Genomic DNA, 14,160 nt, shown 5'->3' on the forward strand with positions numbered 1-14,160 from the left:
CTACATCACTGTCGAGGTCAAGGACAACGGCAAGGGCTTCAAGGTCGGCAGCGTGAGCGCCGGTAGCCATGGGCTGGCCGGCATGCGGCATCGCGTGGAAGCCGCCGGCGGGCGCCTGACGGTCACCAGCACCGAAGGCGAAGGCACCAAAATTTCCGCGGTGCTGCCGAAGACGCTTTGAGCATCGCTGGCCCGAAGACGCGTCGATCCCTTTGGTTGGCCGCGGCGGCGACGCGCATACGACGCGCAAAAGCTGCGTAACAAACTGTCGGCCCCCTCCTACAGGGCATGGCCATTCGAACTGACACAGGCACACGCTGGCAGCCGATGAGGCAAACCAGGGGCGCTCACTAAGCTTGGCTCAAGGCCGTTTCAAACGAAACAAGGGCCGCACACCCACAGCCAAGGAGCCCAAGATGCTGCACTACTCCGTCGTTTTCCTCGTCATCGCGCTGATCGCCGCCGTCTTCGGTTTCGGCGGCATCGCGGCCGGCGCCGTCGAGATCGCCAAGATCCTGTTCTTCATCTTCGCCGTGATGGCCGTGGTGAGTTTTGTCATCAGCCTTCTGCGCAAGAACTGACGGCCCCCGCGTTTTTCACCGGAGCTTCCCCGCACGAGCCGCGTCACCCGGTGACCCGGCTTTTGTTTTCCCTTCTTCTTTTCACTCCTCCCTTTAACCCGCCAAGGATTTGCCATGAACACCCAGACCGCCGCCAACACCGCACGACAAACCTCCGATGAATTGCTGCAGACCGCCGAGAAGGCCGTGGGCACCACCCGCAGCTACGCCAACGAAGCCCTCGACAAGGCCGAGAACAAGGTGCGCGACCTGCGCGGCAGCGTCGACCCCATGGTCGACATGCTGGCCTCCAAGGCCCAGCACCTGGCCCGCCAGAGCCTGGACCTCGCCGCTGAAGCCAAGGAACGCGCACAACGCTCGCTGTCCAATGCCGCGGGCGCCACGTCGCGCTACGTCGCCGACCAGCCGCTGCGTTCCGTGCTGATCGCTGCGGCGGTGGGCGCCGGTGTCGCGCTGCTGATCTCCTCGGCACGCCACCGCAACCACAACCGTTACTGAGCCATCGCCGCGATCAAAACCACCCAGCCCTATGCTCCACCCTCTTTTCTCCACCATCGTGCAGCGGCCCGACCTGGTCGTGGACCATTTGTCGGCCTATGCGGCGCTGTTCCAGGAAGAAGCTTCCGAAGCCGGCTCCGAGCTGGTGGTGCGCGTGGTGGCCTGGGTCGTGGCGGTTGTCGCGGCCGCTGTCTTCCTGGGCCTGGCCGGCACGGCTGCGATGCTGGGGATGCTGCACAACCAGTTCCACTGGGTGCTGGTGGTGGTGCCGGGCGTCGCACTGGCGATTCTTGTCGTTGCCATAATGCGGGCGCGCAAGCCTTTCGCCACGGAACGCTTTCCCGAACTGAAGGCGCAGATCGACAGCGATGCCCGTGCCCTGCGCACGGCCGCATAAACACCGTGCCGAAGACCGCGCCATGACATCGCTCACCCAGCCCACACCGCAGGAAAGACTGGCTAGCAGCCGCAAGGCCATCGTCCGGCACATGAGCCGCGACAAGCTGTCCCACGATGAGCAGGAGCACTCCGGACAGCACGGTGAAGAAGATCCTGAACACGCCGGGGGCGGAAGCTGGGGCTTCATCAAACACGCGCTGGGAGCCTGGTGGCAGCACCACCCCGTGAGCGCCGCGTTCAGCCTGGCGCGGCCGGTGCTCGGCGATTACGCCAGGGAAAAACCCCTGCAACTGCTGGGCATCGCCGCCGTGGCGGGCGCGGCGGCCGTGGCATTCAAGCCCTGGCGGCTGGTGTCGCTGGGCAGCGTGCTGCTGGCCGCGCTCAAGTCGTCGGAGCTCTCCGGCGCCTTGCTGTCGATGCTCTCCAGCCCGGTGCAAAGCAACGAACAGACTCAAAGGACACCCCCATGAACTCCTCCGTTATTTCCAAACTCCCCACAGCGGCGTCCGGCGAACTTGTGCTGGACGAGACCGGCCTGGACGCGGCCCGCAACAGCCTGGCCGACGGCGCCATCACGCCGGCCTACGGGCCGCACCGCGATGCCATCGTGAAACTGCTCAACGACGCCCTCGCGACGGAACTGGTCTGCGTGCTGCGCTACAAGCGCCACTACTTCATGGCCAGCGGCGTGTCGTCTCCGCCCATCGCCGACGAATTCCTGGTGCACGCCAACGAAGAATCCGGGCACGCGGACCGCATCGCCAGGCGCATCGTGCAGCTGGGCGGCGAACCCGATTTCTCGCCCGGCAYGCTGCTGCAGCGCAGCCACGCGGACTACGACGAATCCAACGACCTGAAGACCATGGTGCGCGTCAACCTGGTCGCCGAGCGCATCGCGGTGGAGACCTACCGCCAGATGATCGCGCTGATCGGCGACAAGGACCCGACGACGCGGCGCATGCTCGAAGACGTTCTTGCCGACGAGGAGGAGCACGCCGACGAACTCAAGGACTGGCTGGAGAAATAGCGTTACCGCAGGCCGGTGGGCGTGGTGCCGCCCATCTGCAGGCTTTTTTAAACTTGCACCAAACCAATGACATCAACTCAAGAGGAAAACAATATGAAATACGCTCGCGCAATTGCATTCGCCGCTCTGGCAGGCATCACCATCATTGGCAGCGGCTGCGCTGTCGGGCGTGGCCAGGAGTCCGCAGGTGCCTATGTCGACGACGCCGCCATCACGACTTCCGTGAAGGCGAAATTCGTCGAAGACAAAACCGTGGCGGCCTCCTCCATCAAGGTGGAAACGCTCAACGGCACGGTCCAACTGTCCGGCTTCGCCAAATCCTCAGCGGAAAAAGCCCAGGCTGAAAACATTGCCCGCAATGTGAAGAACGTCAAAGCCGTTCGCAACGACATCGTCGTCCGCCCATAAACGGTTTTGCAAGGCCGGCCGCCCGCGAGGCGGCTGCAAAAAGGCAGGCATGGTTTCCCATGCCTGCCTTTTTTTTGTGTCCGGCCGGATAAGACCGACAGCCTGGACTAGCCGGCAGCCTTCACCACCAGTTTGTTGTCCACCGAGTTGACGCCTTTGACGTCTTTGGCCAGGCTACCGGCCTTGTCGCGGGCGGCCGCCGTGGGCGCGGAGCCATTGAGAGTCACGGCACCGTTGCGGGTGTCCACGTTGATCTTGAGCACGCTTAAATCGGGGTCCTTCGCGAACCCGGCGGTAACGGTCGTCGTGATCGTGAGGTCGTCGATTTTTTCACCGGCTTTGGCGGCCATGTCCTTGCCAGAAGACTCGGCGCCCTGGGTCGCGTTCTTCACCGCGGCGCCGGCACTGGCCATTTCGCTTTCAGCCTTGGCCTTGGCCCTGGCGGCCGCGTCTTCGGTTTTGGCAATGGCTGAGTCGAGTTGCTGGCCGGCGGTTTTCCCTTCATCCTGCTTGTTGCAGGCCGACAGCGCCATCGCCACGGAGAGCGCACCGAGGACAGCCAGGGGGCGGAGGGAATGGCCCGCATGCAAGGGGTTGGAAAGCTTGGAAATCATGATGGCTCCTTGTTGGGAATGTGCGCTGGCCCGGCCTGGGCTGGGCTGGTCGGGCGCTGGGGGATGGCGAAGCAGCGTTCGCGCACATTCACTCTAGCCAGCGAGCCCGTTGCCGCACATCGGCGCCGGCTGAAACAGCCGTAGGACAAGGGACAGCGCGCGCGGCTAGTGGCAGCTTCCGTGCCGCTTGCGAAACTGCGCGGGATACACAGGCGGAACACCATGCGCCGGCGAAAAAACCCCCAGCCCCGCGGCCTTGGCGCGCCGCTGCTGTACGGCGTATGGGCCGGCGCCGCCGCGGCTGCGGTAAGACCAGGCCAGGCCCTGCGCCACCATCCATCCGCCTGTGTCTTCGCCCTTGAGCGTGATCTTCGCCAGCAGGCGGCCATAGTCGTCATGATGCCGGCCATGCACCGCCACGCGCTGGCCCAGCAGCTTTCGCATGAGCGCGTCGCGGGAGGCGGTACCGCCGGCCTGGCAGATTTCCGGCGCGTCTATGCCGTTGATGCGAACGCTGATGGGCTTGCCTCCGCCGGGCGGCCGCACCCTGACGGTATCGCCGTCGACCACATAGCTGACGACACCGGACCAGGCCGGCGCCGAGGATTTGCCCGGTGAAGAGGCTTGGGCCGGAAGAAGCCATGCGACCAGCAATGCAGCTGTGGCAAGAGTGCGTGAAAGGGAAGACATTGTCCGAAGAGGCCCGTGAACTGCGGAAGGAAGGGCCTTGAATATACTGGACAAACAAACAGTACGGTTCACCCGCCTTCGCGCAGATCTCAGGCCGTGACGATCCAGCCTTCGAGCGGGTCCATCTCGAGCGGCAAGCCATAGCGCGGTGCGCCCTGCCGCAAGGCCCAGGCCGCCTGCATCAGGCACAGCACGGCGTCCAGGCTGTCGCCGCTGGCGTCGTCGGCCAGCGCATCGCGCTGGGCATGGCTGACCTTGAGGCGCAGCCCCAGCCGGGTTTGCCCGTTTTCCAGCGCGGTGATCAGGTCTTTACGCGCGATCAGCCGTTCCGGCGTCTGCTTGGCCTTGTCGTCGCTTTTGTACGAGCGACTGCCCAGCACCTCGCGCGCCAGCAGGCCGGGGTAGCCCTCCAGCGCGACACGGTTCAGGTCACCCTGGTGCAGGCCGGGCAAGTGCACGCCGGCTGCCAGCAGCCGGGGCACGCCGGCATGCAACATGTAGGCGACCGGCGGGTTGACCCATTTCATCGAGGGGCTGGAGCCGGCCGGCCCGTCGGCCGCGCGGTGGGCGAATTTCCGCCCGGCGGGGCGGGCATCGCAAAAGGCGGCAAAGGCGGTGCGGATGTCGGGCCGGCTCAGGGCGGCATAGTGCAGCATCAGCTCCGGCCATTGGCCGGGCCAGCCGAGTTGCTCGACCAGTTCGCGCGGCAGGCCGAAGGGGAAGTCAAAAGCACCCAGCCAGGCGGGCTCGCGGCGCAGCCATTGCTCGAAGCCGTCCAGCGACTCGATGCGCTCCAGGCCCATGAGCAGCACGCGGCCGCCCGCCGAGGAGCCAGTGGCCATCACAATGGGTTTGCGGCGGCTCGGGCTGCTGGAGAAATCGCAGCCCAGAAGCAGCCCGGTCACCGGCGCTGCCGCCAGGCTCAAACGCGCCCGCAGATGGAGGCGGTGGCCATCAGGTCTTCGAGCAGCGCGTACGAAACCTTGCCGGAGACGGAATAGGGATCGAGCTCGGCTTTCTCGGAGTACTTCAGCAGGATGGAATGGTTGAGCTTGGAGAGATTGACCTGGCCCATGGTCCAGCCGCCGAAACGCCGCTCGGAAATTTCCTCGAAGTGCAGCAGCACCACGTCCTTGTGGCGTGCATCGTGCTGGATATGGCCGAACAGGTCGCTGACCGCCATGCGCCCGCCTTCAATGGCCTGCAGGAAGATGCCGCCGCCGTAGCAGAGGATGCCGGTGATGCCGGTGGCCGGGTTGTGCTGGCGCGACTGCGACAGGATGCCCTCGATGGCTTCGGGACTGGTGTCGACCGCGCGGCTTGCGTAAAGTAAACGTACCAACATGCTTAGCCTTTCTGCGGAATCAGGGCGAGGAATTCGCGGCGCAAGGTCGAGTCCTTGAGGAACACGCCACGCATCACCGAGTTGATCATCTTGCTGTCCATGTCTTTCACGCCGCGCCAGGCCATGCAGTAATGGCTGGCCTCCATCACGATGGCCAGGCCGTCGGGCTGGGTTTTTTCCATGATGAGGTCGGCCAGTTGCACCACGGCCTCTTCCTGGATCTGCGGGCGGCCCATGACCCATTCGGCCAGGCGCGCGTATTTTGAGAGGCCGATCACGTTGGTGTGTTCATTGGGCAGCACGCCTATCCAGATCTTGCCGATGACCGGGCAGAAATGGTGGGAGCAGGCGCTGCGCACCGTGATGGGCCCGACGATCATGAGCTCGTTGAGGTGCTCGGCATTGGGGAATTCGGTGATGGTGGGCGGCTGCACATAACGGCCCTTGAAGACCTCATTAAGGTACATCTTGGCCACGCGGCGCGCCGTGTTGTTGGTGTTGTGGTCGCCGGCGGTGTCTATCACCAGGCTGTCGAGCACACCCTGCATCTTGACCTCGACTTCGTCCAGCAGTTTTTCGAGCTCTCCGGGCTGGATGAACTGGGCGATGTTGTCATTGGCGTGAAAGCGCTTGCGCGCCAGGGCGAGCCGTTCGCGGATCTTGACGGAAACGGGCGTACCCTCGCCGGTCGCGTCCTGGGGGGGCGTGTCGGATTTCATAAGCATGCCAGATATTACCAGCCTGACCCTGTGCCGTCTTGTCCGGAATTTGACAGGGTCTTTGGCATTTCTCCCTTTCCACATGGGCACAAGCAGCTATCAATTTGGTAGCTTGTTAGGGGCAGCGCGGCCTCAAGGCCTCAATAACGCTGGCCGGCCACCAGCAGCGCAAGCCGCACCAGCGCATAAGCCACCCAGCCCCGCAGGCGCTGGCCCAGGGGGCGGTGGCTGTGGGCGGCCGGCTCCATGCGCCGCCCCTGGGTCAGCATGGCCTCGCGCAGGATGGCCGCCAGGCCTTCGGCAAAGGCTTTGTCCTCGACCACCACATTGGCTTCGCGGGCCAGCAGCAAGCTCAGCGGATCGAGATTGGATGAACCGACGGTGGCCCAGTGCCCGTCCACCACGGCCACCTTGGCATGCAGAAAGCCGGCCTCGTATTCATGGATTTCCACGCCGGCCTCCAGCAGGGCGCCGTAAACGGGGCGGGCCGCGTGGTACTGCATGAAGTATTCGTAGCGTCCCTGCAGCAGCAGCGTCACGCGCACGCCGCGCCGCGCGGCCCCGATCAGGGCGCGCCGCAGCTTGCCGCCCGGCAGGAAATAGGCGTTGGCGATGATGATCTCGCGGTGCGCCTTGCCGATGGCCTTGCGGTAGGCGCGCTCTATGCTGCTGCGGTTGCGCAGGTTGTCGCGCAGCACCAGCGCCGCCCGCGGACCGGCGGCGCCGGCGCTATTGCCTGCGACAGAGGGCTCGGCCTGGGTGCGTCCGCCRTAGCCCGCCGCCTTGAACGTCTCCCACGCCGCGGTCATGTGCCGCTGCCGCGCGCTGTAACCCGCCTGCACGCGCCACCACAGCAGCGCCATCGCATCGGCGGCTTCCCGCGCCAGCGGCCCGGTGGCGGACACGGCGAAATCGACACGCGGCGCCTGAAGCTCGCCATGGTTGGGGTCGTAAAAATCGTCGAGCACATTGATGCCGCCGCAGAACACCGTGTGCTGGTCCACCACGCAGAGCTTGCGATGCAACCTGCGCCAGCGCTCAGGAAGCAGCAGGCCCAGGCCGCGCAGGCCCGTCCCCAGGGGCGAATAGACAAACCACTCGACCTTGGCCTGCGCGAATTTTTCCCGCCACTGCGGCGGCAGGGGGTTGGTGCCTATGCCGTCCACCAGCACCTGGACCGTCACGCCGCGGCCGGCCGCTCGCACCAGCGCCTCGGCCACCCCGGCCCCGGCGCCGTGAAAATCGAAAATGTAGGTTTCCAGCTGTATCCAGGTCTGCGCCGCGTCCAGTGCCCGGATCAAGGCGGGAAAATAATCCCGCCCGCCTTGCAGCAGTTGCAGCTCGCCTGTCTTGTGAAATGGGTACAGCATGGCCGGTGGCGGTCGTCCCTTGCGAGTGGCGAGAAGTGGGCGTGAGGTCCAGCCCATTTAAACCGAGCGGCCGGTGTTTGCCAATCCCATGAAACGCCAACTCACAAAGTGTTGCGCCTGCCGCGCCGCGCGGCTCACGCCATGAATGTCGGCAGCAGCAGCACCGCTTCGGCGTTCGAGGGTGAAAAGCACAGGTCGGCGGCCTCGTGGTGCGGCAGCCACCGCCAGGCGGTGTGCTCCGCGGGGTTGAGCCTCACCTCACAGGCATGGGGCAGGCACAGGCTGAAGACGTGTTCGGTGTTATGGGTGACGCCGGCTGCGTACCTGTGCAGCCAGACGGGATAAATCTCATACACATTGGACAAGCCCCAGTCGCGGAACTGCCCGGCCGCGGCTGCGATGCCGGTTTCCTCGAACACTTCGCGCATCGCCGTTTCCAGCAAAGGCTCATCGACCGTGTCTTTGGACCCCGTGACGCTTTGCCAGAAACCAGGATTGTCGGCGCGCTCTATCAGCAGCACCTCGCGTTGCGGCGTGTGGATGACCACCAGCACGGATTCGGGAATCTTGAACGGCTTCAAGGCATCCCCTCCCCGCTGGCATTTCAGACTGGCTGGGGATTGCGCAGGCGGATGTGCAGTTCGCGCAGTTGCTTTTCGTCCACCGGGCTGGGCGCATGCGTGAGCAAGTCCTGCGCGCGCTGGGTTTTCGGGAAAGCGATCACGTCGCGAATGGACTCGGCGCCCGTCATCATGGTGACGATGCGGTCCAGGCCGAAGGCCAGGCCGCCGTGGGGGGGTGCGCCGTACTGCAGCGCGTCCAGCAGGAAACCGAATTTTTCCTGCGCTTCCTCAGGGCCGATCTTCAGCGCGCTGAACACCTTGCTCTGGACTTCAGCGCGATGGATACGGACCGAACCGCCGCCCAGTTCCCAGCCGTTGAGCACCATGTCGTAGGCCTTGGCGATGCAGCGGCCGGGGTCGGTGTCCATCCAGTCCTCATGCCCGTCCTTGGGCGCGGTGAAGGGATGGTGCACGGCGCTCCAGCGCTGGCCATCCTCGTCGAATTCGAACATCGGGAAGTCCACCACCCACAGCGGTTTCCAGCCCTTGGTGAAAAGGCCGGTCTTCTTGCCGAAGTCGCTATGGCCGACCTTCAGGCGCAGCGCGCCTATGCTGTCGTTGACGATCTTGGCCTTGTCGGCGCCGAAGAACAGGATGTCGCCGTTCTGCGCGCCGGTGCGCTTGAGGATTTCGGCGATAGACGCGTCATGCAGGTTCTTGACGATGGGGCTTTGCAGGCCTTCGCGGCCTTTGCTCACATCGTTGACCTTGATCCAGGCCAGGCCCTTGGCGCCGTAGATCTTCACAAACTCGGTGTAGCCGTCGATTTCGCCGCGGCTCATCTCGGAGCCGCCAGGCACGCGCAGGGCCACCACGCGGCCGCCCACGGCCGTGGCCGGCGCGCTGAAGACCTTGAAGTCCACATCGGCCATGACGTCGGTCAGTTCGGTGAACTCCAGGTTCACGCGCAGGTCGGGTTTGTCGGAGCCGAAGCGGTGCATGGCGTCGGCATAGGCCATGACGGGAAACTCGCCCAGGTCGGTGGCCAGCACGGTCTTGAAGATGTTGCTGATCATGCCCTGGAACAGGTCGCGGATGTCCTGCTCGCCCATGAAGGACGTTTCGATATCGATCTGCGTGAATTCGGGCTGGCGGTCGGCGCGCAGGTCTTCATCGCGGAAGCACTTGGTGATCTGGTAGTAGCGGTCGAAGCCGGCCACCATCAGCAGCTGCTTGAACAGCTGCGGGCTTTGCGGCAGCGCGAAGAACATGCCTTCGTTGACGCGGCTGGGCACCAGGTAATCGCGCGCGCCCTCGGGCGTGCTCTTGGTCAGCATCGGGGTTTCGATGTCGATGAAGCCGTTGGCGTCGAGGAACTTGCGCGTTTCCATGGACACGCGGTAGCGCAGCATCAGGTTGTTCTGCATGTAGGGGCGGCGCAGGTCCAGCACGCGGTGCGTGAGACGCGTCGTCTCCGACAGGTTGTCGTCGTCAAGCTGGAAGGGCGGCGTCACGCTGGGGTTCAGCACGATCAACTCATGGCACAGCACCTCGACCTTGCCGCTCTTGAGGTTGTCGTTGGTCGTGCCTTCGGGACGGGCCCGCACCACGCCCTTGACCTGCACGCAGAATTCGTTGCGCACGCCTTCGGCGGTTTTGAACATGTCGGCGCGGTCCGGGTCGCAGACCACCTGCACATAGCCCTCGCGGTCGCGCAGGTCGATGAAGATCACGCCGCCGTGGTCGCGGCGGCGGTTCACCCAGCCGCACAGGCTCACGGTTTGGCCCATGAGGCTCTCGGTCACCAGACCGCAATAGTTGGAACGCATTTGGGAAACGATGGCCATAAAAATACTCGAACTTTCAGCGCTTTTGGAAAGGCAGTTTTCGCCGTTTAAAGGGGAGGGGTCAGGGGCAGGGTCGCGGGCAGCGGCGCAGGTTTTGCTGCGGGCACCACGACACCCATGGAAATCACATAGGTCAGGGCTTCATCGACGCTCATCTTGAGTTCGATGCAGTCGCTTTTTTTCAGCATCACGAAGTAGCCGCCGGTGGGGTTGGGCGTGGTCGGGACGTAAACGCTCAGGTAATCACCCTGCAGGTGGTTGACAACGTCGCCGCCGGGCGTGCCGGTGAGAAAGCCTATGGTCCAGACGCCTTCACGCGGCCATTGCACCAGCAGGGCCTTGCGGAAAGCGTTGCCGTTTTCCGAGAACACCGTGTCGGAAACCTGCTTCACGCTGGAATAGATGGAGCGGACGATGGGAATGCGGCTCAGGAAGGAATTGCCCCAGCGCACCAGCTTTTTGCCGAAGAAGTTGCTGGCGATGGCGCCCATCAGCAGCACGATCAGCAGCATGAGCAACACACCGAAACCCGGGATGTGGAAACCCAGCAGCTTGTCGGGGTGCCAGGAGCCCGGCAGGATCAGCAGCGTCTGGTCCAGCGTGCCGACGATCCAGTCGAGCACCCACAGCGTGATCGCCAGGGGAACCAGCACCAGCAGTCCGGCCAGAAGCCATCGGCGGATTGAGGCCATCACGAAGACGATTTGGAGGAAGAATCGCCGGCCGGGGCCTTGGCGGGCGCGGCCGGCGCGGGAGCCGGGGCTGCGGCGGTGCTTGCCGGCGCGGCTGTACCGGAATCGGCCGGCTTGCTGTCGGCGCCTTTAGCCGCGCCTGTTTCGCCGCCCTCTGTCTTGGGTGCGGGCGCGCCGCCCGTGCTGTTGCCGCGGAAGTCCGTCACGTACCAGCCCGAGCCCTTGAGCTGGAAACCCGCGGCCGTGACCTGCTTCTTGAACGCGGGCGCGCCGCATTGCGGACACACCGTGAGCGGCGCATCGGAGATTTTTTGCAGGACGTCCTTGGCATGCCCACAGGACTCGCATTTATAGGCGTAGATTGGCATAGTGCTTAAGGCTTTGAGAGGGGTATTCCGAGGATTACCCGGGGGAATTCGCCTGGATTGCCCGGAAAAGGCACCCAGATGCAAAGCCTTCAATTATAGGCCGTTGGGGGCCCCGTCAAGCTCAGAACAAGCGGAACCGCAGCACCTGCACGACTTGCATGGTGACCAGCGCCAAAACAAAGCCCAGGCCGCCGTAAATCACGCTTTGCAGCAGCTTGTTGGTGCGTTTTTGCTCGTACAACAGTTCCTCGATCTCCCGGCGGTGCAGGCCGGGCGGAGATTTGAGGTATTGCGACAGCAGGCGCGGCAGGCCCGGCAGCAGCTTGGCGTAGGCCGGCGCCTCGGCCTTGAGCTGCGCCAGCAGTTTCTCGGGGCCCACCTGCTCCAGCATCCATTTTTCGAGAAAAGGCTTGGCGGTGCTCCAGAGGTCCAGGTCGGGATCCAGTTCCCGCCCCAGGCCTTCGATGTTGAGCAGGGTTTTCTGCAGCAGCACCAGCTGGGGCTGGATTTCAACGTGAAAGCGCCGCGAGGTCTGGAACAGGCGCATCAGCACCAGCCCCAGCGAAATTTCACGCAGGGGCCGGTCGAAATAGGGCTCGCAGCAGGCGCGGATGGCGGCTTCCAGCTCGTCGACCCGCGTTTCCGGGGGCACCCAGCCGGACTCGAGGTGCAGTTCGGCCACACGTTTGTAGTCGCGCTGGAAAAACGCGCTGAAGTTCTGCGCCAGGTATTCCTTGTCGACTTCGGTCAGCGTGCCCACGATCCCGAAGTCCAGCGAGATGTAACGGCCGAAGGTTTCCGGCGCCAGGCTCACCTGGATGTTGCCCGGGTGCATATCGGCATGGAAAAAACCGTCGCGGAACACCTGGGTGAAAAAGATGGTGACGCCGTCGCGCGCCAGTTTTTTCATGTCCACGCCGGCATCGCGCAGCCGCTGGGCCTGGCTGATGGGAACGCCTTTCATGCGCTCCATCACCATCACGTCGGGCATGCAGAAATCCCAGACCATCTCGGGGATCATGACCAGGTCAATGTCCTGCATGTTGCGGCGCAACTGGGCCGCATTGGCCGCCTCGCGCAGCAGATCGAGTTCGTCGTGCAGGTATTTGTCGAATTCGGCGACCACCTCGCGGGGCTTGAGGCGCTTGCCGTCGGCCGAAGCGCTTTCTATCCAGCCGGCCATCATGTGCATCAGCGCCAGGTCTTTTTCGATGGCGGGCAGCATGTTGGGCCGCAGCACCTTGACGGCCACTTCGCGGCCGTTCGGCAGGGTGGCGAAGTGCACCTGGGCGATCGAGGCGCTGGCCACCGGCGTCTGCTCGAAACTCGCAAAAATCCGGTCCAGCGGCCGGCCGAAGGCTTTTTCGATGATGGCCACGGCCACGGCGGATTCAAAGGGCGGCACCCGGTCCTGCAGGCGGGCTAGTTCGTCGGCGATGTCGGGCGGCAGCAAGTCGCGGCGGGTGGACATCACCTGGCCGAATTTGACGAAGATGGGACCCAGGCTTTCGAGCGCCTCGCGCAGGCGCTCGCCGCGCGGCGCCTTCAGGTTGCGGCCGACTGAAACAATGCGCGTCAGCAGGCGTATCCAGGGGCGCTCGAAACTGGACAACACCAGTTCGTCCAGCCCGAACCGCAGCACGGTCCAGACGATGAAGATACCCCGGAAAAGCCGGGTCATGCAGAAGCCTTCGCGGCCGGGGCGCCCTCGCCTGCCGCCGCGGGGCTTGCGGGGGCCGCCGGGCTGGCGACACCGGATGAAACGGGGGCCGGGGACAGCGGCGTCCTGGCCAGGAACTGCTTGAGCCCTTCAAACAGGCGGCGGCCAGCGTCGGCCACCGCGTGGGCGGGTGCATCGCCGATCAGGCGCGACAGGTCTTCCTCGGCATCCCAGCGCAGGTTCTCCGCCAGCCACCCGAGTTCGGCGGCCAGTTGCACGTCACCTTCAATCTTCACCGGCGGCGGCTTGCCGGCCAGCACGGATTGCATGACGGTCAGGGGTGATTCGGTGGCGACGGCCAGCGTGAGATCCGGCTTGGTGCCGGGTGCGACCCTGTCGACCAGGCCCGCTGGAGTGACCACCAGGTCGATCGAAAACAGGCCCCAGCGCAAGTGCACCACCCGCCCCTTTTGCCGCAGCAGGCGGTCCTGGGCCTGCTTTTCCTGCATCAGGACGTGGTTCAGGAAGAGCACCAGCCGTTGCTGCCCCTCATCGACCACCCAGGCGGGCGGCTGAAAGCGGGTGGCAATGGATTCCAGAAATGAAAAAGGGGTCGTAGTGTTCATACGACCCCGATTTTGCAGGATAAAACACCTGACAAGGCAAGTAGCCTATTTATCTGCCAACCGGGGCCGCGGAGCCGGCTTTGCCGGGCCGCAGGCTTCGCCCCCTGTAGGTGGGAACAGGCTACACGAAGTGAGCCTGGACGGGGATTATTGGAGAGCTTGTACGCCTGCCACTAACCAGCCGCTGCCGCCGCTGCGTGGTTTGGTCATGTTCCAGACCTCGCGGAAGGGGCTGGCGCCCGCGGAGGCGTCTTCGCGGATCATGCCGGAGAACTCCACGCTGGCCATGTAGACGTCGCTCAGTTCCTCGATGCCGAGCAACTGGGCGTCCAGCATCACGACCTCGGTCTTGTTGACCTGGCCGCCGGTGTGCGATTCGCGGTCGGCGAGCTGGGTCTTGATCTGCTCGAGCATGTCGTCGGTCATCATGGCGCGCAGGCTCTGGATGTCGGAGCGGTCCCAGGCATCCTGCAAAGTCACGAAGTTGGCCTTGCTGGCCTTGAGAAAGCCTTCGGCGTCAAATCCGGCCGGCACGCCCCAGGACTGCGAACCCAGCAGGGCCGAGCCGATCATGGAGCCGCCCGCAGCAGGTGCGGCCGCGTCGTATTTGTTGGCGTCGAAAGCCATGCTGCTGCGCTCCCAGGGGCGCGCGGAGGCATCGTTGCCCACGTTCTCGGGGCTGTAGTTCTTGGGGGTGGTGGCATTGCCCGCGCCCTGGAAGGCGAACGGCGCCTGGCCGGACGCCGCGCCGGG

20 protein-coding genes are annotated in these 14,160 nt (G+C 64.5%); 7 read left to right on the plus strand and 13 right to left on the minus strand.

Going from position 1 to position 14,160, the window contains the following annotated elements:
* From AC1D0P_RS11495 to AC1D0P_RS11525, 7 genes are all read left to right on the plus strand, one after another.
* The coding region (locus AC1D0P_RS11495) for a sensor histidine kinase (protein ID WP_477676860.1) at positions 1 to 181 on the plus strand (181 nt) is incomplete at its 5' end.
* A 235-nt stretch (positions 182 to 416) separates the two neighbouring features.
* Complete coding sequence (locus AC1D0P_RS11500; RefSeq protein WP_007867921.1) at positions 417 to 581, plus strand: DUF1328 domain-containing protein; 165 nt, start codon at positions 417 to 419, stop codon at positions 579 to 581.
* A 114-nt stretch (positions 582 to 695) separates the two neighbouring features.
* On the plus strand, positions 696 to 1,079 hold the full coding sequence (locus AC1D0P_RS11505) for a hypothetical protein (RefSeq protein ID WP_477676861.1): 384 nt from the start codon (positions 696 to 698) through the stop codon (positions 1,077 to 1,079).
* 31 nt (positions 1,080 to 1,110) lie between these two features.
* Entirely contained in the window at positions 1,111 to 1,476 is a 366-nt protein-coding gene (locus AC1D0P_RS11510) for a hypothetical protein (protein WP_477676862.1), read from the plus strand.
* Between the two features lie 22 nt (positions 1,477 to 1,498).
* Positions 1,499 to 1,948 (plus strand): hypothetical protein, encoded by a 450-nt coding sequence (locus AC1D0P_RS11515; RefSeq protein WP_477676863.1) that lies wholly within the window; start codon positions 1,499 to 1,501, stop codon positions 1,946 to 1,948.
* Positions 1,945 to 2,505 carry a ferritin-like domain-containing protein gene (locus AC1D0P_RS11520; RefSeq protein ID WP_477676864.1) on the plus strand — a complete coding sequence of 187 codons (561 nt, stop codon included), beginning with the start codon at positions 1,945 to 1,947 and terminating at the stop codon, positions 2,503 to 2,505. Before AC1D0P_RS11515 ends, AC1D0P_RS11520 begins: the two co-directional genes overlap by 4 nt.
* A gap of 93 nt (positions 2,506 to 2,598) precedes the next feature.
* On the plus strand, positions 2,599 to 2,913 hold the full coding sequence (locus AC1D0P_RS11525; RefSeq protein ID WP_477652507.1) for a BON domain-containing protein: 315 nt from the start codon (positions 2,599 to 2,601) through the stop codon (positions 2,911 to 2,913).
* A 107-nt stretch (positions 2,914 to 3,020) separates the two neighbouring features.
* Here the strand turns inward: AC1D0P_RS11525 and AC1D0P_RS11530 are convergent, their stop codons facing one another.
* The 13 genes from AC1D0P_RS11530 to AC1D0P_RS11590 all read right to left on the minus strand — a co-directional run.
* Entirely contained in the window at positions 3,021 to 3,527 is a 507-nt protein-coding gene (locus AC1D0P_RS11530; protein ID WP_477676865.1) for a BON domain-containing protein, read from the minus strand.
* A gap of 165 nt (positions 3,528 to 3,692) precedes the next feature.
* Positions 3,693 to 4,181 carry a thermonuclease family protein gene (locus AC1D0P_RS11535; RefSeq protein WP_477676866.1) on the minus strand — a complete coding sequence of 163 codons (489 nt, stop codon included), beginning with the start codon at positions 4,179 to 4,181 and terminating at the stop codon, positions 3,693 to 3,695.
* Between the two features lie 125 nt (positions 4,182 to 4,306).
* A complete protein-coding gene (locus AC1D0P_RS11540; RefSeq protein WP_477676867.1) occupies positions 4,307 to 5,059 on the minus strand; it encodes a DUF429 domain-containing protein in 753 nt (250 codons plus the stop codon).
* 80 nt (positions 5,060 to 5,139) lie between these two features.
* Positions 5,140 to 5,562 (minus strand): BLUF domain-containing protein, encoded by a 423-nt coding sequence (locus AC1D0P_RS11545; RefSeq protein ID WP_436157645.1) that lies wholly within the window; start codon positions 5,560 to 5,562, stop codon positions 5,140 to 5,142.
* A 2-nt stretch (positions 5,563 to 5,564) separates the two neighbouring features.
* Entirely contained in the window at positions 5,565 to 6,287 is a 723-nt protein-coding gene (gene folE / locus AC1D0P_RS11550) for a GTP cyclohydrolase I (protein ID WP_477652504.1), read from the minus strand.
* Positions 6,288 to 6,421: 134 nt separating this feature from the next.
* Positions 6,422 to 7,651 (minus strand): cardiolipin synthase ClsB, encoded by a 1,230-nt coding sequence (gene clsB / locus AC1D0P_RS11555; RefSeq protein ID WP_477676868.1) that lies wholly within the window; start codon positions 7,649 to 7,651, stop codon positions 6,422 to 6,424.
* Positions 7,652 to 7,785: 134 nt separating this feature from the next.
* A complete protein-coding gene (nudB, locus tag AC1D0P_RS11560; protein WP_477676869.1) occupies positions 7,786 to 8,232 on the minus strand; it encodes a dihydroneopterin triphosphate diphosphatase in 447 nt (148 codons plus the stop codon).
* A gap of 23 nt (positions 8,233 to 8,255) precedes the next feature.
* On the minus strand, positions 8,256 to 10,061 hold the full coding sequence (aspS, locus tag AC1D0P_RS11565) for an aspartate--tRNA ligase (protein WP_477676870.1): 1,806 nt from the start codon (positions 10,059 to 10,061) through the stop codon (positions 8,256 to 8,258).
* Positions 10,062 to 10,108: 47 nt separating this feature from the next.
* Positions 10,109 to 10,753 carry a DUF502 domain-containing protein gene (locus tag AC1D0P_RS11570; RefSeq protein WP_477676871.1) on the minus strand — a complete coding sequence of 215 codons (645 nt, stop codon included), beginning with the start codon at positions 10,751 to 10,753 and terminating at the stop codon, positions 10,109 to 10,111.
* On the minus strand, positions 10,753 to 11,121 hold the full coding sequence (locus AC1D0P_RS11575) for an FmdB family zinc ribbon protein (RefSeq protein WP_477676872.1): 369 nt from the start codon (positions 11,119 to 11,121) through the stop codon (positions 10,753 to 10,755). The genes AC1D0P_RS11570 and AC1D0P_RS11575 overlap by 1 nt, the downstream gene beginning before the upstream one ends.
* Positions 11,122 to 11,242: 121 nt before the next feature.
* Positions 11,243 to 12,802: a ubiquinone biosynthesis regulatory protein kinase UbiB gene (gene ubiB, locus AC1D0P_RS11580; protein WP_477676873.1), complete on the minus strand. Its 1,560-nt coding sequence runs from the start codon at positions 12,800 to 12,802 to the stop codon at positions 11,243 to 11,245.
* The gene (locus AC1D0P_RS11585) at positions 12,799 to 13,407 is read right to left on the minus strand and encodes a hypothetical protein (protein WP_477676874.1); all 609 of its coding nucleotides are present in this window, start codon (positions 13,405 to 13,407) and stop codon (positions 12,799 to 12,801) included. The genes ubiB and AC1D0P_RS11585 overlap by 4 nt, the downstream gene beginning before the upstream one ends.
* A 147-nt stretch (positions 13,408 to 13,554) precedes the next feature.
* Positions 13,555 to 14,160 (minus strand): Tim44 domain-containing protein (locus tag AC1D0P_RS11590; RefSeq protein WP_477676875.1); only part of this gene is annotated, 606 nt, incomplete at its 5' end.

The sequence above is a fragment of the Polaromonas sp. P1_G2 genome (assembly GCF_056405515.1).